The 19,871-nt window shown below is 42.9% G+C and carries 19 protein-coding genes; 8 read left to right on the top strand and 11 right to left on the bottom strand.

Annotated elements, in window-relative coordinates:
- Nucleotides 1-40: 40 nt before the first annotated feature.
- The 7 genes from CXF61_RS10625 to CXF61_RS10595 form a co-directional block, all read right to left on the bottom strand.
- Nucleotides 41-1,075: a tRNA dihydrouridine synthase gene (locus CXF61_RS10625; RefSeq protein ID WP_165598193.1), complete on the bottom strand. Its 1,035-nt coding sequence runs from the start codon at nt 1,073-1,075 to the stop codon at nt 41-43.
- A 75-nt stretch (nt 1,076-1,150) separates the two neighbouring features.
- The gene (locus CXF61_RS10620; protein ID WP_165598192.1) at nt 1,151-2,650 is read right to left on the bottom strand and encodes a UvrD-helicase domain-containing protein; all 1,500 of its coding nucleotides are present in this window, start codon (nt 2,648-2,650) and stop codon (nt 1,151-1,153) included.
- Between the two features lie 216 nt (nt 2,651-2,866).
- Complete coding sequence (tatC, locus tag CXF61_RS10615) at nt 2,867-3,754, bottom strand: twin-arginine translocase subunit TatC (RefSeq protein WP_165598191.1); 888 nt, start codon at nt 3,752-3,754, stop codon at nt 2,867-2,869.
- Nucleotides 3,754-4,464: a Sec-independent protein translocase protein TatB gene (tatB, locus tag CXF61_RS10610; RefSeq protein WP_165598190.1), complete on the bottom strand. Its 711-nt coding sequence runs from the start codon at nt 4,462-4,464 to the stop codon at nt 3,754-3,756. Before tatB ends, tatC begins: the two co-directional genes overlap by 1 nt.
- A gap of 26 nt (nt 4,465-4,490) precedes the next feature.
- Nucleotides 4,491-4,730: a Sec-independent protein translocase subunit TatA gene (gene tatA, locus CXF61_RS10605; RefSeq protein ID WP_057761945.1), complete on the bottom strand. Its 240-nt coding sequence runs from the start codon at nt 4,728-4,730 to the stop codon at nt 4,491-4,493.
- Nucleotides 4,731-4,948: 218 nt separating this feature from the next.
- Nucleotides 4,949-5,806 (bottom strand): bifunctional phosphoribosyl-AMP cyclohydrolase/phosphoribosyl-ATP diphosphatase HisIE, encoded by an 858-nt coding sequence (gene hisIE / locus CXF61_RS10600; protein WP_165598189.1) that lies wholly within the window; start codon nt 5,804-5,806, stop codon nt 4,949-4,951.
- 188 nt (nt 5,807-5,994) lie between these two features.
- Nucleotides 5,995-6,438, bottom strand: a complete 444-nt coding sequence (locus CXF61_RS10595; RefSeq protein WP_165598188.1) for an acyl-CoA thioesterase — start codon at nt 6,436-6,438, stop codon at nt 5,995-5,997.
- A 435-nt stretch (nt 6,439-6,873) separates the two neighbouring features.
- Here CXF61_RS10595 and rpmI point away from each other — a divergent pair, with 435 nt between their 5' ends.
- From rpmI to CXF61_RS10570, 5 genes are all read left to right on the top strand, one after another.
- Nucleotides 6,874-7,071 carry a 50S ribosomal protein L35 gene (gene rpmI, locus CXF61_RS10590; RefSeq protein ID WP_057761939.1) on the top strand — a complete coding sequence of 66 codons (198 nt, stop codon included), beginning with the start codon at nt 6,874-6,876 and terminating at the stop codon, nt 7,069-7,071.
- A gap of 135 nt (nt 7,072-7,206) precedes the next feature.
- Nucleotides 7,207-7,563: a 50S ribosomal protein L20 gene (rplT, locus tag CXF61_RS10585; RefSeq protein ID WP_011281252.1), complete on the top strand. Its 357-nt coding sequence runs from the start codon at nt 7,207-7,209 to the stop codon at nt 7,561-7,563.
- Between the two features lie 327 nt (nt 7,564-7,890).
- The gene (gene pheS / locus CXF61_RS10580; RefSeq protein WP_101204929.1) at nt 7,891-8,946 is read left to right on the top strand and encodes a phenylalanine--tRNA ligase subunit alpha; all 1,056 of its coding nucleotides are present in this window, start codon (nt 7,891-7,893) and stop codon (nt 8,944-8,946) included.
- A 188-nt stretch (nt 8,947-9,134) separates the two neighbouring features.
- Complete coding sequence (gene pheT / locus CXF61_RS10575; RefSeq protein ID WP_165598187.1) at nt 9,135-11,534, top strand: phenylalanine--tRNA ligase subunit beta; 2,400 nt, start codon at nt 9,135-9,137, stop codon at nt 11,532-11,534.
- Nucleotides 11,535-11,749: 215 nt separating this feature from the next.
- Nucleotides 11,750-12,049 (top strand): integration host factor subunit alpha, encoded by a 300-nt coding sequence (locus CXF61_RS10570; RefSeq protein ID WP_057761935.1) that lies wholly within the window; start codon nt 11,750-11,752, stop codon nt 12,047-12,049.
- Between the two features lie 246 nt (nt 12,050-12,295).
- Here the strand turns inward: CXF61_RS10570 and CXF61_RS10565 are convergent, their stop codons facing one another.
- A complete protein-coding gene (locus CXF61_RS10565) occupies nt 12,296-12,652 on the bottom strand; it encodes a hypothetical protein (protein WP_165598186.1) in 357 nt (118 codons plus the stop codon).
- A 544-nt stretch (nt 12,653-13,196) separates the two neighbouring features.
- Between CXF61_RS10565 and CXF61_RS10560 the strand changes: the two genes are divergently transcribed.
- Nucleotides 13,197-14,084, top strand: a complete 888-nt coding sequence (locus CXF61_RS10560) for a KPN_02809 family neutral zinc metallopeptidase (protein WP_165598185.1) — start codon at nt 13,197-13,199, stop codon at nt 14,082-14,084.
- 195 nt (nt 14,085-14,279) lie between these two features.
- Here the strand turns inward: CXF61_RS10560 and CXF61_RS10555 are convergent, their stop codons facing one another.
- The 3 genes from CXF61_RS10555 to trxA all read right to left on the bottom strand — a co-directional run bounded on the left by CXF61_RS10555 (nt 14,280) and on the right by trxA (nt 16,947).
- Nucleotides 14,280-14,507, bottom strand: coding sequence for a hypothetical protein (locus tag CXF61_RS10555; RefSeq protein WP_057761930.1), 228 nt, complete (start codon nt 14,505-14,507; stop codon nt 14,280-14,282).
- 319 nt (nt 14,508-14,826) lie between these two features.
- The gene (rho, locus tag CXF61_RS10550; protein ID WP_055125334.1) at nt 14,827-16,095 is read right to left on the bottom strand and encodes a transcription termination factor Rho; all 1,269 of its coding nucleotides are present in this window, start codon (nt 16,093-16,095) and stop codon (nt 14,827-14,829) included.
- Between the two features lie 525 nt (nt 16,096-16,620).
- Nucleotides 16,621-16,947: a thioredoxin gene (trxA, locus tag CXF61_RS10545; RefSeq protein ID WP_165598184.1), complete on the bottom strand. Its 327-nt coding sequence runs from the start codon at nt 16,945-16,947 to the stop codon at nt 16,621-16,623.
- A 481-nt stretch (nt 16,948-17,428) separates the two neighbouring features.
- Between trxA and CXF61_RS10540 the strand changes: the two genes are divergently transcribed.
- Entirely contained in the window at nt 17,429-18,142 is a 714-nt protein-coding gene (locus CXF61_RS10540) for an RluA family pseudouridine synthase (RefSeq protein WP_165598183.1), read from the top strand.
- Nucleotides 18,143-18,362: 220 nt separating this feature from the next.
- Nucleotides 18,363-19,865 carry a flavin-containing monooxygenase gene (locus CXF61_RS10535; protein WP_413775338.1) on the top strand — a complete coding sequence of 501 codons (1,503 nt, stop codon included), beginning with the start codon at nt 18,363-18,365 and terminating at the stop codon, nt 19,863-19,865.
- The last annotated feature ends 6 nt before the right edge of the window (nt 19,866-19,871 follow it).

The raw sequence follows: 19,871 nt of genomic DNA, 5'->3' as shown, positions 1-19,871 counted from the left end.
ATATCCGTAACTGCCAAAATGCTCAAATACAAGCAGGTGATTAATTTCGTACGCTTGCTTGTAGTGCGCTAATAATTACCGCTTTATTTTTCTCTCGTTTGATACCTTCCCACACTGTTTGCGCCTCAACATAGCCTTTGGTGAGCATACCTAGCCATTGCTTATAGCGTCCAACCAATACCACGTCGTTCTTTGCCTCACCTTCCAAAAACTTAATCTGATGGGCAATCAAATCTTGCCATAATAATGTAGCCGTATTCTCTACGCTGTTAGTACTTTTTTCAGTATCATTATCAACCTGTGCCACTAGATCAGGACGCGTTACTGCGCCGCGACCTAACATCAAATGCGGTGTACCTGCTTGTGTCATACAGTTCTGCGCATGTTCAATGTTCCAAATTTCTCCATTGGCAATGACTGGAATATCGAGCGCATTAAAACTCTGAATTTTATCCCAATAGGCAGGCGGCTTATAGCCTTGGGTTTTAGTGCGTGCATGGATGGTGAGCCAATCAGCGCCACTGTCGTTAATCGCTCCACGAATATCATCCATGCGACTGGTATCGGTATAGCCCAGACGAATCTTAGCTGATACTGGTATATGGGCGGGAACGGCTTGACGTATGGCACTGATAATCTGATACATGGTTTCAGGTTCATCTAACAATACAGAACCACCGCGATGGCTGTTGACCGTTTTTGCAGGACAGCCAAAGTTGATGTCGATAGCAGGCGCACCAAGCTCACAAGCGTATGCGGCGTTTTCGGCCATAAGCTGCGCTTCGCTACCCAGAATCTGTACATGAATGGGCGTACCAGATGCTGTTTTGGCATCATGATGTAGCTCAGGCACATATTTATAAAACACATGCGCAGGCAAGACATGCTGAGTGATACGGATAAATTCACTGACTGACCAATCATAAGGACGGCCCAAGTCAGACGCAATTTGGGTTAAGATTTGGCGCATTAATGGATCGGTCAAGCCCTCCATAGGTGCGAGCAAACGCACGGGAGTCGCAAATAACTGATTAATGGTATTTTGACGTTCTTGAAGTTGCTGGCTATTATTCATGCTGGTGATTCACTGCTAAAGGGTCGTTATAAGAGAGATTGAATAAAACTTGAGACTGATAGAGGTAGAGAGTAATTAAGTATTGCCAAAAATCACTTTTTTGCCCGTCTGCAATCCTGATATCAGGTCTTTAATATTATGAATATCCAAATTACTTTGCGCACGCGTGCAAGCAACGTAGAGCAAACGCAGCTCTTCTGGACTGACCTTAACCGCATTGGTGGTCACATCGTAGTAAAAATCATCATCTAACTGTACTTTCCCCCATTCGAGCCCTTTGGCTTTATGCGCGGTAGAGATGACATAGTCAGCGTTTTCAATGCTGGTCAGACTATTGACCGCTTTACTCAAGACATTGGTACCGTGGTCATCGACCAGTTTGACCAGTGTTTTTAGATCACTACCTTCGTTAGTCTCAGCGTACTCTTGCACATCACTCCAGTTATAAAAATACGCCAGCTCAGGTACACCGTAAGCTGATTTACCATTTTTTAAGTTTTCGGCTGCCTGACAGAATTTGAGCATACGGTCGGTATCTGCTTGTAATGCCACTCGATGCCCGTGCTTTAAACCTGTCAACAGCTGCGACATGGCAGCCGCATTGGTACGGCATAAAATAGCATCTTTTTTACTGTGTACCATGCCCTTATCGGTAGAGGACTGTTTATTCGGATTGCCTTTTAGCGGTACGTCTTCTTGTAGTGCTTTTAATAAGGTATTGGCCACTTCTGCAATCGGCTCACCAAAGCGAAAAGATTGCGTCAATAATGTCTGCGGCAATGGCAACTTTTTCATCGCATTGACCGCGCCGCGCCATTCATAAATCTGCTGGTGCGCATCGCCCACATAGATGACTTGTCTCGACTGCTGGGTCAAAATACCCATCATCAATGGGTCAGCATCCTGTGCTTCGTCAAATAAAATAAAGTCCGCTGGAATACTAGGTTTAGATAAGGCCCACAGCTTAAGATAAATATCATGGCCAATACCAGCAGGGTGACGCGCATCAATCGACTGTAACCAGCGCTGCTCAACAGCAGGGTAGAGCATCTCGCGTAACTGTTCTGCATCTGAGTCATCGAGCCAGCTTGGGAACAGTATGTGCCTTGGCGCAGGGTAGCTGGCATGCGTGCTACAGAAGTTACTGACCGCATCGCTGACGAAACGCGATAGTCGTGCTGGCGTCAGCGTAATATATTTATTAACCCCATCCATTTGTCGACGTACTTGTACAGGCTGTAGTCCCAAATCATCACCGAGACGCTTAGGTGAAAAGCGTGGCAAAGATAGCTTGGCGGTAATATCACGAGCAACATGACGATAAGCTAATGAGTGAAAAGTACGGCACTCTACATGTGGCGGAAACTTTGAACGAGCATCATTGGCAATCGCTTTGTTAAAAGCCAGATATAGTCCGCGTCCACGTAAGCGCTCACCGATTAGCTTGAGCGTCGTTGTCTTACCGGCGCCCGCATAAGCAACCACTTTAAACGACTTGTGATCCATCGCCATATTCAGCGCGCTCAGCTGCTCGTCAGTGGGATCGCTCATATAAGCTGGCATAGATGCGGACATAATAAAGCTACCTAAATACAAAAATTGATTAAAAACAAAAGGGGCAAAAAAAGCCACTGGGTAAACAATGGCTTATAGATGATGGTGATGCTAAAACGTGATAATAAGCAATCAGCTTACTAATGAGGCAAGAATAAAACGGTGTAATGGTAGTTTAACGCATAGCTATATGTAATCAATAACTTTATTTTAGTCCAGATTAGACTGATAAGTGTTTTATTCTTTGTCTGTCGATACGAGAGTAGGACTGGGCTCTTCTTTGATTAGAATCTTCGCCAAAAACAAACCAAGCTCAAACAATAACCACATCGGAATCGCCAGCATGAGCATCGATACGCCATCGGGCGGCGTGACAACGGCAGCCACAGCAAAACAGCCCACAATGATATAACGACGTTTTTCTTCTAAGCTCTGAATGGAGACAATACCTGCCAATATCAATAGCAAAGTAACGACTGGAATTTCAAACGTTAAGCCGAATACCATAAATAATTTTAAGGCAAAACTGAGATAGCTGTCGATATCTGTCATGGGTAGTACGTTTTGCGGGGCAAACATGATAAAGAACTTTAAGACCCCTTTGAGCACAATAAAGTAAGAAAAAGCCACACCAGCATAAAACAAAAATATAGAGGATAGCAGCACTGGAATAGCAATTTTCTTTTCTTTTTTATACAGACCGGGCGCTACAAATGACCAAATTTGATAAAGGATATAGGGCATCGCCAAAAACGCGGCTACGAATACGGTCAGACGTATCGGCGCCATAAAGTTTGACGTGATATCCGTGGCAATCATGGTCGAGTTGGCAGGCAGTTGCGCAACTAGTGGATCAGATAAAAAGTTATATAGCTCGCGCGAATAGCCGACCAAACCTAAAAATATTATCAGTACTGCCACACATATTTTGATCAAATGCCGACGCAGCTCAATCAAATGCTCGGTAATAGGCATATCGGCCAAAGGGCTTAAAACATCCTCTGATTTTTTATCTTGAGTGGTATTGGTTTTTGTTTCAGTATCTTGATCAATAACGTCTTGGTCAGTAATGGCAGAAACAGCGATTTTCTCTTGACGACTTTTTTTGCGCTTGAATAATGACATCAATCAGTCTCCTGTTTATGGTCAGAAGTCTGCATGTTGGTAGGACTGTTGAGTAGGGCGTCAGCTTTATAATTTGGCACATATGGTGGCATTGGGAGCCGACGTGCTTTGTCATAAGCGCCAAGTCGAAACCACATGTTTTCCCAAGGTCGGGTAGTGATGGTCTGAACAGCTGGTGCTGCTTTGGCGTTGTCACTCACATTTGCATCATCTACATTTGGATCATTTATATTGTCACCGCTGTGACCGCCTTTCGATAATTGACTATTTTCCAATGTATCTGGCTGCTCGTCAGTGGCATAAGCATAGTCGAAGGCTTTTGGCGTGGCTGGTTGCTGCTTTTGTGTGCGGTTATTTTCATCAGCTTCGTCGCCTTTGCTGTTTGCAGCATTCGTAGCAGTTTCAGAATCTAGCGAAGCAGGGCTATGTGAGCTTTCAAAAGCTTTCATATTACCGCGCATCTCAGCCATCTCGCGCCTCATTTCCGCTTCGGTCTGGCGAATTTTGGCGAGCTCTTTTTGCATTTGCTGACGCGTCTCAGCTAAGTCAAGCTCAGCCTCTATTTCAGACTGCAATGTTGAGACTGTGCGGCGAATTTTGGCGTACCATTGCCCAGCTGTGCGCGCTGCCTGCGGCAGTTTTTCTGGGCCCAGTACGATTAGGGCGATAACGCCAAAGAGGAGTAGTTCAGAAAACCCGATATCAAACATAATGGTCCGATGTCACTGTTTAGATGCTATACGTTATGCTTATCATCAACCTTGGTGGTTGAGCGCTCTTCAGTGTGTGCCGTTGCATCGTGGTCAAGAACCGCGTGTTTTTTGGCATGCTCTGTATTTTCATCTTTAACAGCTTCTTTAAAGCCTTTGACAGCACCGCCCAAATCTTTACCAGCATTTCTGAGTTTTGAGGTGCCAAACACGACAACGACAACGACCAATAGTATCAGCCAATGTGTAATAGAAAAACTACCCATAATGGTATCCTTGTGACCTGGTTTTGTGACCTAGTTTTGAGACTTGGTTTTCAGTCTTTATATGCCTGCTTTTAGTTTGCAAAAGGGTCTATCTAGCAAACAAAAAGCATCGACATATAATGCGAGATAAAACAGAGCTATATTATAACCTGCACTTATTACAAATAGGTGAAAGCAACAATAATCCAATAAAATAGACGTTTATTTTTTATTTAGGCTTATCTAGCGGCTTTTTCATCGATACCGGATAACCCAAAACGTCTGCCTAGCTCATTTAACACAGCATCCGACTCTATATCAAACCAGGCCAGTCCGACTAAGGTATGGAACCAAACATCGGCGACTTCATAGATTAGCTCATGACGAGCTTCATCGTAGCTGGCTTTGTCTGTACTCTCATCACAGTGAGCAAAATCTTTGGCAGCGATGATACTTTCTGTACTCTCTTCACCGACTTTTTCTAATATTTTATTTAATCCTTTGGCATACAGACTGGCCACATAAGAGCTGTTGGCATCGGCTTGTTTGCGCTCTGCTAATACGCTATCGAGCTGCTGCAATACAGAGGCTTTATCGACTTGTGCTTGAGCAGTATCAGCTTGTGCTTGGATAGTATCAGAGTCAGTATTCGAACCAGTGTTTTCAATTTCAAGAGTTTCGCTAGTAGAGTCATGAGAATGATAAATATCTGCAGGGTCTTTTAATACTTTATCGACAGTTTGCCATTCAGGCGTTTGACCTGATAAATCCAAACGCTGATAAAAGCAAGATTCGCGTCCCGTATGGCAAGCAATGCCGCCAGCCTGAGTGACACTAAGCACAATCACATCTGCATCACAGTCTAGACGAATATCATGCACAGTTTGCGTATGACCTGATGACTCACCTTTATGCCACAGCTTGGCACGTGAGCGTGAAAAATAAACCGCTGTTTGGGTTTGCGCGGTTAGCTGCAATGCTTCTGCATTCATCCACGCCATCATCAAAATACGACCTGTCTGATGATCTTGAGCAATTGCAGGAATCAAACCATCATCATTAAAAGTTACGGCAGTCAGCCAAGCAGGTAAAGTCATAATGTATTTGTCGTCTTATAGGTAGAAAGTGAAAAAGAGTGATAAGCAATTATACTACTTATGATTAAAGCGGGGAGATTATCTGAAATGCTCTGCAATATGCTGACAGCTAGCAATATGATGTCAGCTAAATGCGCTATAGAGTGCAATTATGCTAAATGAAAACATACTATTGATAACAAGCGATTCTACAGTCTAAATAAATGCGGATATAGCGCTTCTTTGATTGAGTTATCAAGCTTAGTCACTTTATTGAGGTTAAAGTCGTAACCTAGAAAATGCTGGCGCGCTTTTGCTACTATCTCGCCCGTGTGCATCCGCGTGACCTTTAGGATTATATTACCGCCATTATCATATATAGGCTCGACACCCACTTCAAATAATAGCTCTTCTCGTACGCGGATACGGCTCACAATATCTAGCTGCAATTTATCTATAATCAAGCCTTGATGGTCTGCGTTGATTTCTTTGACACCTTTAGCGTATAAAAATCTTAGCCGTGCTTCGGACAATAGCGCTGTCAGAGATTCGACCGTCATGTGCTGTCCTGCGTCGGCTTCCGTATGACGTACACGCATCACTGTCTCAAAAACAAACAAGTCGTCGTCGAATACTAACTCTTGTTTTGACACACTATCTCCTAGAGTGATGGCCAAAGATTGTTCTATTTATCGTGCTGTAGGTTATCAGCATTGTTATCGTTATGACTATACATTACAGCTTAAATACGTATGGTGAATAAGCGGGCTTTAATAGTGTTTATATGAAGATATAGCTTAGTCTCTACTTAAGCACAGCTTAGGCTGACATTCAATCTATTTGGATAAAAATCAGCCGTTTTATTGGTGCTTTTAGGAGAGCTGCTATCGCTTATTTGATGCTGATTACTTGTCTATACTGTCTACTAAAACCTCGCCAAAACTTTACTTGGCAAAACAAGGCACTATCTGCTAAAATAGCGCCTCCCACCTCGAGGCAAATAGAGGTTTAGTGGTTATTTATATAACGATTATTCAGTGTGACTATTTGACGACCAGGTTCTAAAACAGAAAAAGAGGCAAATCATCATGAAAGTTAAGATGAAAACCAGAAGCGGCGCAGCTAAACGCTTCAAAAAAACAGCGAATGGCTTCAAGCGTAAGCAAGCATTCAAAAGCCATATTTTGACCAAGAAATCAGCTAAGCGTATTCGCCAATTGCGTGGTCTTAAGTTGGTGCACAAGTCTGACGAAGCAGCAGTTCGTCGTATGTGCCCATACATTTAATAGCCTACCGTCATCTATCTTTGATTGAAAACTATCTGATGAAATGATATTTGACTTTGCAATCTGACAATGATGTTTGTTATTTGACAGCATCATCACTCGCTTAACAGTGATTAAAAAATCTTGGAGTAAATTATGGCCCGTGTAAAACGTGGTGTACAGGCAAATCGCCGTCACAAAAAAATCTTAAAGCGCGCAAAAGGCTACTATGGTGCCCGTTCACGTGTTTACCGCGTAGCGGTACAGGCAGTGACCAAAGCTGGTCAATATGCTTATCGTGACCGTCGCAACAAGAAACGTACTTTCCGTCGTCTTTGGATCGCACGTATCAATGCTGGTGCACGCTTAAACGGCTTAAGCTATAGCCGCTTCATCAATGGCATGAAAAAAGCAAACATCGCAATCGATCGTCGCGTTCTAGCAGACATCGCTATGCATGATGCAGCGACTTTCACAGCATTGGTCGAAAAAGCAAAAGCGGAATTGGCCTAAATATTAACCGTCCTTTAGGTATGATGCTTTTAAATAATTATTTATAAGCAATTGTCTAAATGGATAGGACTAATATTGATTAATAGTATGATATTAATAAAAGCTACCGCTGGTCGGTGGCTTTTTTTATATTAAATTATTTTAAGCGTGCTCTATATTGAACTTTATTGAGTAAAAATACGCTTATCATCGTCTAAATATTCAAGCCATTCTTATAACCAGCCTTTATATTAATCTTTTATATAAACATAGCTGGATAAATGGTTTGCAATATTTGGTCAAATCCCTACAATTAATAGTCCGTTCAAATCAGGAATAATGCGTCTTATGACTAACCCTGCTGCCACCAACGACTTGTCGGCGCTACCGACCTTGTCTTCAGAGCTTAATGAGCTTAACGAAGCTCAGCTTACCGAATTTGCGAGTGCTGCTGAAGCTCTAATCCTACAAGTAACTGATGCGCGTACACTGCAAGATTTGCGTGTGCAATTGACTGGTAAAAAGAGTCCGCTAACGGGCTGGTCAAAGCAGATGGGCAAGCTCGATGCTGATGATAAAAAAACTTATGGCGGCTGGTTGCATCAAGTGCGTAGTCGCATTCAGCAAGCACTGACAGACCAGCAGCAGCAACTAGAAGTCGCAGCGCTCAATGCCAAGTTGGAGGCCGAGAGCATTGATATTACCTTGCCTGCTCGCGGTGGTCAAAAAGGTCATCTGCATCCAGTAACCATGATTACTCAGCGTATGCAGCAGTACTTTATTCAAGCGGGCTTCAATGTCGCAACTGGCCCTGAAGTCGAGAGCGACTACTATAATTTTGAAGCGTTGAATATCCCGTCGCATCATCCTGCGCGCGCGATGCATGACACCTTTTATTTCGATGCGCATTATCTACTGCGTACGCACACTAGTCCTGTTCAGATTCGTACCATGGAAAAAAATGAGCCGCCGATTCGCATCATTTGCCCAGGCCGTGTTTATCGTAATGACTCAGACCAAACCCACTCGCCAATGTTCCATCAGCTAGAAGGCCTTATGGTCACCGAGTCGAGCACTTTTGCTGAGCTAAAAGGTTTAATCAGTGAGTTTCTAGAAGCGTTTTTTGCCAAAGAGCTGACCGTACGTTTCCGCCCTTCGTTTTTCCCATTCACTGAGCCGTCTGCAGAAGTGGATATCTTAGATGACAATGGCAAGTGGCTTGAAGTGATGGGCTGCGGCATGGTGCATCCACAAGTATTGACCAATTGCGGTATTGATAGCGATAAATACACAGGCTTTGCTTTTGGTATGGGTATCGAGCGCTTTGCGATGCTGTATTACGGTATTGATGACTTGCGCTTGTTTTTCCAAAATGACGTGCGCTTCTTAAAGCAATTCGGCTAGAGTTTTCCTTATACATATATAGTCAGTTCAAGATAATTTAGATCCAAGGAACGTGAGTGAAAGTGCTACCAATTGTAGACTGAGCGAGCCTGACGCTGTATCTAATTTATATAAGATTGACTATAGCAAGCGAATTCGCCAAGCTTTACTCCAACATCTTTATTATAAAATTCTGATCCGAGATATTTATGAAAATTAGCGAACAGTGGCTACGTCAGTGGGTAAACCCTACAAATACTAGCGAACAGTTAGCCGAACAGTTGACTATGGCAGGTCTTGAGATTGATGATCGCTATGCGGTTGCCCGTGCTTTTAGCGGTGTGGTTGTCGGTGAAGTCATTAGCGTTGAGCAGCATCCTGATGCAGATAAACTACGTGTTACTCAGGTAAATATCGGTGATGCTGAGCCGCTACAAATTGTCTGCGGCGCGCCCAATGTGACCGTCGGTATGAAAGCACCGGTTGCTACCGTTGGTGCGGTATTGCCAAGCGATGATAAGAAAGGGTTTAAAATCAAAAAGAGTAAGCTACGCGGTGTGGCCTCAAACGGCATGCTATGCGGCGCTTCTGAAATTGATTTAGTCGATGATATAGATGGCTTGCTTGAGTTGCCTGAAGATGCACCAGTTGGTACAGATATCCGTGAATATCTAGGTCTAGATAATCAAATATTGGATATCTCAATTACCCCAAACCGTGGTGATTGCTTTAGCGTACGTGGTATCGCTCGTGAAATATCTGTGATTAACGACTTATCTGTACAAATGCCAGAAATCTCAGCCAATACCGCTGGCACTGCTGCAACGCCGGCTGTGACAGTCGATGCAAAGGAAGCGTGCCCTCGCTATCTGTTGCAGTCGATTCGCAATATTGATCGTAGCATCGATACTCCGAAATGGATGCAAGATGCGCTGGTACAATCAGGACTACGTTCACATAACTTCTTGGTCGATGTGACCAACTATGTATTGATGGAATTGGGTCAACCGTTACATGCGTTTGACGCAGACACGATCGAAGGTGATATCGTTGTACGTTTGGCACAGCCTGATGAAACCATTACTTTGCTGAATGAGCAAACCGTTACCTTGACGGGTGATGAGCTTGTGATTGCTGATGACAAAGGGGCCTTGGCACTGGCTGGTATCATGGGTGGTCAGCGTAGCAGTGTCACTGATAGTACTACCAATATCGTTGTGGAAAGTGCTTTCTTTAATCAACTCGCTATTGCTGCACGTGCACGTCGTTTTGGACTACATACCGACGCATCTCAGCGTTTTGAGCGCGGCGTCGACTTTGAATTGCCGACATTGGCGTTGGCACGAGCTTGTGATTTAATCACCAGTATTACTGGCGGGGAAGCAGGACAAATAGTCACGGCCGAAAACCTTGAGCATTTGCCAGCACGCGCGCCAATTACATTGCCAATCGCGAAAGTTAGTGATGTCATTGGGATTGATATTGAACCAACTGAGATGGTACGTATCTTGACCCAATTGGGTTTTGACGTAGAGCAGCAGAGCGATTCACTGATTTGCAAGCCGCCATCTTATCGTTTTGATATGAGTATCCGCGAGGATTTAATCGAAGAAATTGCCCGTATCTATGGCTATGACAATATTCCAAGCGTCCTGCCACATTTGCAAGTCAGCATGGATTATGATGATACTGCAGATTTGACGCATGAGATGAAGCTATCATTAGTCGACAACGGCTATATGGAAGCGATTAGCTTTAGCTTTAGTGATGCAAAACTAGAAGCATTGCTTGATGACGAAGCGCTAGGGGAGGTGTTGGCACTGGCAAACCCTATCTCTAGTGATTTGGCGGTTATGCGTCGTACCTTGCTATCGAGCCTATTACCTTGCGTGCAATATAACTTGAATCGTCAACAGCCACGTGTACGTTTCTTTGAAACGGGTCTTAGCTTTGTTGGACAAAGTGTTAGTGACTTAGTACAAACGCCAAGTATTGCTTTCGTCGCAGTTGGTGATATATGGAGCGAGCAAGCTTATCAAAACCGTGCGTTAGATTTTTATGACCTAAAGCATGACATTGAGCAGTTATTACCAGCACAAATCGATAGCGCACGTATCCGCTACGAGCGTAGTACGCTAAGCTTCCTGCATCCAGGACAAAGCGCTGAGTTGTATATTGATGATGTATATGTCGGTTGGTTGGGCCAGTTGCACCCAAACACTGCTAAGCAATTAGATTTGCCGACTACATGGGTCGCTCAATTGTCACTGGCACCGCTATTGACGATTGCACGTGAGCAGCATGCTATCACGACACCAAGCAAGTTCCCGCAGGTACGCCGCGATATTGCTATCTTGGTAGACAGTGACATCAGTTTGCAGACACTAGAGACAACCGTGCGAACTGCGGCAGGTAATATGCTGACTGATCTTTGGTTATTTGATGTTTATCAAGGTGACAAAGTACCAGAAGGTCAGCGCTCACTAGCGTTTGCATTGATATGGCAAGATAGTACGCAAACGTTGTCTGACGAAGCCGTCAAGACTGCCACAGATAAAGTGGTACAAGCGCTAACTGATCAGCATTCTGTACAGCTGCGCGACAGCTAACATTTAGTAAGTATTATACCCAATGCTCTGTAGTCTTTTTACCATGAGGCTACGGAGCATTGCTATTCATAGAATAAGTTAAGTGGTTATTAATAAAGGATTTTAATGAAGACTTTGTTAAAAAACGGTCAAAAAACCTTTATAATAGCTAGCCTTAACCCTCATACCGCTAAACCATGATATTCGACATCACGACATAGCATAGGAGTCGTACTGTGAGCACCTTAACCAAATCTGACATGATTGAGCATTTGATGAGTCACCTAAACCTAACACGCCAAGAAGGCCGCTGTCTGGTGGAGAACTTTTTTGATGAGCTGTCAGAGAGTTTGATTGATGGCAAAGAGGTCAAGCTTTCAGGCTTTGGCAACTTTGAGCTTAAAGATAAGAACAGCCGTCCAGGCCGTAACCCGAAAACAGGGGAGCCTGTTGCAGTATCCGCGCGCCGTGTGGTTACTTTTAAAACAGGGCAGAAATTTCGCCAGAAGGTTGACGAGCGTTTGTTTGATAGCTAATACCTAGTTTGGCACTGCGCTGAACGATAGTGTGTCTGTTTTATCGTGAGTTTATAAGAATGCTAGTGCGTATTTGCACTTAGTTATTTTTGCGTACATCTATATATTTCGATATTGCAGCACGCATCGTATATTAGAGTTATCTATAAAGTAGAAACCTACTAAAATCATAAATGATAGACATAAAAAAAGAGAGCATAGGCTCTCTTTTTTTTACTACAGTTTATCTATTGTATGAACAATAAATTACTGAGCTTCTTCAACTACTACTTCGTCAGAAGCTTCAACAGCAGCAGTATCAGTTTCGCTAGCTACGTCTACGCTAGTGGTGTCGCCGTCTACAGGAACTTCAGCGTCCATTTCGTCAGTAGCAGTTGCTTCTTGAGCATCAGCGATGTCAGCTTCAGCGCCAGCAACAGCAGCGTCAGCATCAGCAGTCATTTCGCCTTCAGCAGCAGCTTCGTTTAGCTCTTCAGAAGCGTCTTGCACTTCTTCTTGCGCGTCAGATAAGTCTTCAGCAGCGTTTTCTTTGCTGCTATCACAGGCAGTAAGGCCCATAGTTGCAGTCATGATACCAGCTAGAGCAAGTAATTTAAGTTTCATATGGTTTTCTCCGGAAAAATGAAATGAGCAGTAGCAGCAACAAAGGTCGAAATCCGAGATTTCTCAGAATTCAACTAGTCTTAGTCGCAGCTACTCAGCTTCCCCGCCTTCTATAGGTTTTCTACGTCCCTCGAAATAGCCTGTACCATTCCGTAACAATTTATTTTAAAATACTGTCTTACTTTGTCTATCCGTTTTGTTTTTTAATACAAGAAGCCAAATTAATCGACGTATAATCAATGACATCAGAGGGATTAAGACCTCTTTTAGTTCTCATTTTTTGTCTCGAATTTTCGATATTAGCCCTGTTCTTATGGGTAAGAATTGAATTAAATAGTCCGATTATGGTCCTATATTACATAAATCCTAGTTAAGTTAGCAACTTTATAGGTTTCTACTTGCTTTTAGGATAGTAGACTAGGTCATAGCGTAAATTAACTGGCCAAATAATATATAACATCAGTAATGAGTAATAGAAGTAGTGGCTAGTAGAGATAGTAGTTAATAGAAATAGTGAATCAATCTATATTTGAGGAATAGAATTATGAAATGGCAAGGTAGACGAGGTAGCTCAAATGTGCGCTCTAGCACAGGTGGCGGTAAGATGATCGGCGGTGGTATTGGGGGTATTATCATCGCAGGTATCTTATGGTTGGTATTTGGGGTAAACCCAATGACCGCATTACAGACAGGTCAGGCGGTCACAGGTGGTAGTAGTGAATCATCTACCGAGCTGGCAACAAGCACAGACCGAGACACGCAGTTTGTGAAAGTCGTATTGGCAGATACAGAAGAAGTCTGGCATCAAATCTTTAACGAAGCTGGTAGCACTTATCAAGAGCCGTCATTGATTTTGTTTAATGGTCAGGTCAGCTCAGCATGTGGTAGTGCTAGCTCTGCAACAGGTCCATTTTATTGTCCAGGGGATCAGACTGTTTATTTGGATACGTCATTCTTCGTAGAGATGCGCCAAAATCTTGGTATTTCAGGTGATCAGCAAGGCTCTGGTGGTGAAGAGAACCAAGGCAAGGCTGGCGATTTCGCACAGGCCTACGTGATAGCACATGAAGTAGGTCATCATGTACAGACGTTACTAGGCATTAGCCAACAGGTCAATGAAGCTCGTCAGCAAGTGACTCAAGCACAGTCCAATAAGCTATCAGTATTGCAAGAGTTACAAGCAGATTGTTTTGCTGGTGTATGGGCACAGCGTAATCAAGAGCGTGTACAGTTTTTAGAAGTCGGTGATATTGACGAAGCGGTGAATGCAGCTGGTCAAATTGGTGATGATCGTCTAGCAAAAGCGAGTGGTGGTGCAGTAGTGCCTGACAACTTTACTCATGGTACCAGTCAACAACGTGTCGAATGGTTCACCCGTGGTCTAGAAAGCGGTAATGTACAATCTTGCGATACGTTCAGCGGTGCACTTTAATGGCTATACATATTAGTAGTCATGTATTTGACTAACGATGTTTTTTAATACTGATGTTTTTGATTACGAGTCTAGTGCATGGACTTATAATCAAAATTAAGACATAAAAAAGCCTGCAACGAATTGCAGGCTTTTTTATTATCTTTTATCTGATATTACTCAATCAATTATTAAGTAATATCAGCGTAGAAAGATTTAGTTGTTATCAAGAACATAACCACCAGCACCGCCAATTGCTGCACCAGCCAATGCGCCACGAGCGATATCTTTACTGTCACCTTTGCTTTTAATAAGAGCGCCAGCTGCTGCGCCAGCAGTAGCACCTTTAGCGGTGTTACTCATACCGCTATAAGAGTTACAACCAGTCATGATTAATGCCGAGCTAGTAATTGCAGTCATTGCGATCGTTTTAGCAAATTTCATATTATCACCTATTAAGTCATCAAGTTTAAAATACAATACCTTCAAAATACTGTGTCCATGATATTTTCAAGTATATTCCTACTTTCTGTCATAATAGTCGGTTACTAATAATATAGTCGTAGTAAAAACGCTAAACTTTGCAAACGAGATGTAAGCGATGTTGCCGTACTGTATCATCACCAATAGCTGTAAACGACAGAAGGAATTACGTTTTAATGGGTTTAACTATTAATATTTTGATGCTGTCATAAAAAAGACTACCTATAGGTAGTCTTAATTTCAAATCAAAGCTGAATATGTTTAACAAGTTAACTAAGAATTAGTTTTGTGATTTACGCTTCATTTGCTCAAAGAATTCATCATTGGTTTTCGCTTCTTTTAGGCGATCCAATAAGAACTCAGTGGCTTGTACGCCATCCATCGGTTGAAGTAGTTTACGTAAGATCCATACTTTACGCAGTTTGTCTTCGTCCAATAGACGCTCTTCGCGGCGCGTACCAGATTTTTTGATATTAATCGCAGGGAATACACGTTTTTCAGCCAAGTCACGCTCAAGCGTAATCTCTTGGTTACCCGTTCCCTTAAATTCTTCAAAAATAACGCTATCCATCTTACTACCAGTATCAATCAATGCACTGGCAATAATAGTCAAACTACCACCTTCTTCCACGTTACGCGCAGCACCAAAGAAACGTTTTGGACGTTCTAGAGCATTGGCATCCAGACCACCCGTCAACACTTTACCTGACGATGGAATGACCGTGTTATAAGCACGTGCTAGACGCGTAATTGAATCAAGTAAAATCACCACGTCTTGCTTGTGTTCAACCAAACGTTTGGCCTTTTCGATGACCATTTCAGCAACTTGTACGTGACGCTGTGGCGGCTCATCAAAGGTAGAAGCGACCACTTCACCGCGTACTGTACGTACCATCTCAGTGACTTCTTCTGGACGCTCATCAATCAATAGTACGATTAAATAACATTCAGGGTTATTACGAGTGATTGATTGCGCGATGGTTTGTAGCAACATCGTTTTACCCGCTTTTGGCGGTGCGACGATGATAGAACGCTGACCTTTACCAATCGGAGCGATTAGGTCGATGATACGACCAGTCAAATCTTCAGTGGTTCCGTTACCAAGCTCAAGTTTTAAATGCTCAGTTGGGAATAGGGGCGTCAGGTTCTCAAAGATAAGCTTATGACGTGAGCGATCTGGCGTATCAAAGTTAATTTCGCCAACTTTTAATAATGCAAAATAACGCTCAGAATCTTTTGGTGGACGAATCGTACCAGCGATACTGTCACCAGTTTTTAGACTGAAACGGCGAATTTGGCTAGGGCTGACATAAATATCATCAGGACCGGCTAAATATGAGCCTTCTGATGAGCGCAAAAATCCAAAACCATCAGGAAGAACCTCAAGTACGCCGTCACCATAGATGGCTTCACCGTTACGCGCATGGGTTTTTAGAATAGCAAAGATAATGTCCTGTTTACGGCTACGCGCCATATTATCAAGACCCATTTCTTTGGCGATAGCCAATAGCTCAGCGATTGATTTTTTCTTTAATTCAGTAAGATTCATAGATAGGTCATTAGCAATTGATCAGATGAGAGATGCCATTAGCAGCACAAGTCACGACAGTGATTAAAACAACGGTAATATGATGATATGGGTGTGTGCACAGCGCTGTAGTTTATGTAGTTCTGGTTTTATATGTCTGCTTATGTACGCACTGCCATCATTGGATGCAAGGTAATAAGAAATAGGGATAATAAAAGCTACATAAGAGTCTGCGTCAGAAACTCAATATCAGTAATTGCGTTTAGTCATTTTGTTCAGCAATGGTGTTTATAATGACGATTGTGTTTTTGTTGATAAACACGAGGAGAATAGCGACAAGATACTTAGGAAAACAGTTGGTTTTCTCTTGTCAGCAGACTATACGGTCTTCACAATAGCGTTGTCAATAAATTTTGCCAAAAAAGTCACATTATCGAGTTTTTTGCACAAAAAACAAGCAAAAAAGCCACTATCTTGGTTAGATAATGGCTTTCTCAGTTATTCTATTTTACCCGCTCAAGATAGTCTGAAGCGAGAAAATTTAACTTATAAATGCTTGTCTAGTACTTTAGCCAATTCAGCTTTTGGCTGTAAGCCCATTACTGAATCAACTTTTTCGCCATCTTTGAATACAAATAGCGTTGGGATGTTACGAATACCAAAACGGCTAGCTGCTTGTGGGTTGTTATCTACATCTACTTTAACAATTTTAACTTTACCTTGGTACTCAGTCGCTAGATCTTCTAAAATAGGGGCGATGGCTTTACAAGGACCACACCATGGTGCCCAGAAGTCTACTAGTACAGGTACGTCTGATTGTAAAACGTCTTGATCAAAGTCTGTGTCGGTAGTATGTAAAATAAGGTCTGACATAATTTTATCTCTCTTGTTTTATTACTTCTATCACCACTCATCAACCTATATATTTGTTTAATAATAAATCAGTTGGTGGTCAAAGAATTGTTTAGAAGGGGTGAAAATGTGCCATTATATTAACATGTTTGCCCTAATTTGACAGATACAGGCTGGTTAAATTGTTTAACAACTAGTATTAGCACAATAAATCGAAACGGTGCAGCACAAGCGTGTCTAATCTGTTATTTAATACGATTATCCTTATCAAAGTATGTATCTCAGTGCGATATAAGTCGTATTTTATATCTCGTTTATATAGTAGCTAGTGATTAGTAGCTAGCGATATTAATGACATTAAAAATCAGTCAAAGTTTTGCCTTTTTATCCAAATAAACGTTGTTCATAAAATGGCTATCATGCCAAATATGGCTATCGTGTCTAAAAGATTAGCCACCAAAAATCCTTATCTTAAAACCAATTTACATAAGTAGTTAAATTTATGCCTTTTACCGATGAAGAAGTTAATGCCCTCAATGCCCAAGAAAGCACTTATCCGCTTGAGTTTTTTAAAAATTTTGCACAAGAGATTACGGTTTACGAAGACGATGATATTTGGGTGGTTGATAAACCTGCAGGCCTATTAAGCGTCGATGGTAAAACACTCAAAGTCAGTCTGCTTGCTCGTCTTGAGCGTGCCAATCCAGCCGTTAAATTAATTCACCGCTTAGATATGGACACCTCGGGACTACTTATTTTTGCAAAAAATGCAGCAGCGCAAACCAATATCAGTAAGCAATTTATCGAACGTCTACCGCAAAAGAAGTACCAAGCGCGTGTCTTTGGTGAGTGGGAGCAAGTCGGCGCAACTGGTGAGATATCAGTGCCAGTGCGCTATGAGCCAAGTACTAAACCGCGTCATATCGTCGATCACGAATGGTCCAAACATGCACTGACGTTATATGAAGTTGTGGCTCATGAAACCTGTAATGGCGAGGCAGTTACTCGGGTCATGCTAAAGCCAGTCACGGGCCGTAGTCATCAGCTACGCGTACATATGGTCCATGTCGATCATGTGATGATTGGCGATCCGATTTATGCTGAAGGTGCCGCACTAGAGATAGCACCAAGGTTGAACTTACATGCACAGCAATTGCGTTTAAAGCATCCGGTACTGGGTGCTTGGATGGACTGGGAAAGTCCTTGCCCATTTTAAATCGTTAAATTTTGCCGCTTGCGGTTAATAGGTGCGATAAACAACGGCTCTAAAGCCAGCTATAAAATGCCAGTCATGCAAATACAAGAATGAAAGTATGCTTGATATCACCACGACCAAACAGGCTATCAAAAACCGCCTTAAAGGTAAAAAGTCAAAGACGGATAAAGTAGCCGACTATGAAGTATTGATCATCGGTGCGGGTATCGCAGGTATTGGTATGGCTTGCCGTCTACAGCAACAGCAGCATAAAGGCCTGTTCGGTCATAAAGCTCCCAAAAAGCAAAAGCAGGCAAAACTGACTAATAAGAGAAAACCTCCACAGCGCTTTGCTATCTTAGAAAAACGTGCTGATTTGGGTGGTACATGGGATTTATTTACCTATCCGGGGATTCGCTCTGACTCTGACGCCCTGACCTTTGGCTATAATTTTAGGCCGTGGCTTGATTATAGAATGCTTGCAGCAGGCGATGATATCAAGCGCTATATCTCCGATACGGCACGCGAGTTTGGGGTGTCCGAACATATCCACTATCAGCATGAAGTTCAGCAGATATCCTGGTCTAGTGAGGATCAACAGTGGTCAGCAACCATCAAAGACCATGCAAGCGGTGAGATGTTTGTTAAGACTGCCAGGTTTATCGTAGGTGCCACGGGTTATTATGATTATGAGCAAGGCTATCGCCCTCATTTTGATGGAGAGGAGGGTTTTTACGGTCAAATCGTTCATCCACAGCACTGGAATAATCTAAATTATGATGATAAAAAAGTCATCATTATTGGTAGCGGTGCCACAGCAATGACGTTGCTGCCTGCGCTAGTAGATAGAGACAGCGATCAGTGTGCGCGCCATGTCACGATGCTGCAGCGTACGCCGACCTATGTGGCAAGCGTGCCGGGTGATGACCATGCTATTGACTGGCTATCTGGCAAGTTTTCTCCATTATCAAAAGAGCAGGCCTATACGCTACTGCGCGCGCGCAACGTGTTACGGCAACAAGGCCTGTACAAAGTTGCGACTCATGCACCCAAGGTGATGAAGGCAGTCTTAAAAGGTGGGGTGAAAAAAGAGTTAAAAGGTAGCGGCGTCGACAGCAAGCATTTTATGCCTGACTATAATCCATGGGATCAACGAGTATGTGCGGTGCCTGACGGTGATTTATTCAAAGCCCTGCAGGACAAACGCGCAACAGTAGTAACCGATCAAATCAGTCACTTTACTGAAACAGGGATTATGCTGCAATCTGGTCAGCACCTCGACGCTGATATCATCGTTACTGCGACTGGCTTAAAGCTACAGATGTTGGGCGGGGCTGCGGTATATATCGATGGTCAAGCTGTCGATATTGGCACGCGTATGACCTATAAGGCAGTCATGATAGAAGGCATACCTAATCTGGCAGCACTGTTTGGCTATACCAATGCCTCGTGGACACTTAAAATCGATTTGGCCTGTCAGTATGTAGTGAGGCTGCTGGGGTATATGCACAAAAATCGCTATCAAGTCGCATTACCACAAGCACAGACTGCAGATATGACAGCCTGTGCTCAAGCAGATACCGTAATGGGTTCGCTATCGTCTGGTTATGTCAGACGCGGTAAAGACGAGCTACCTAAGCAAGGTGATCGCTATCCTTGGTTCGTGACCAACAACTATCTAAGCGATCGAATCATGCTTAAGTATCGGAAGATAAAAGACGACTGGTTACGATTTAGTCGTTAGTGTCTT

The sequence above is a fragment of the Psychrobacter sp. 4Dc genome (assembly GCF_002836715.1).
Lineage (GTDB): Bacteria > Pseudomonadota > Gammaproteobacteria > Pseudomonadales > Moraxellaceae > Psychrobacter.
The sequence above is the reverse complement of the archived record's forward strand: the minus strand, read 5'-3'. Positions and strand labels throughout refer to the sequence as shown.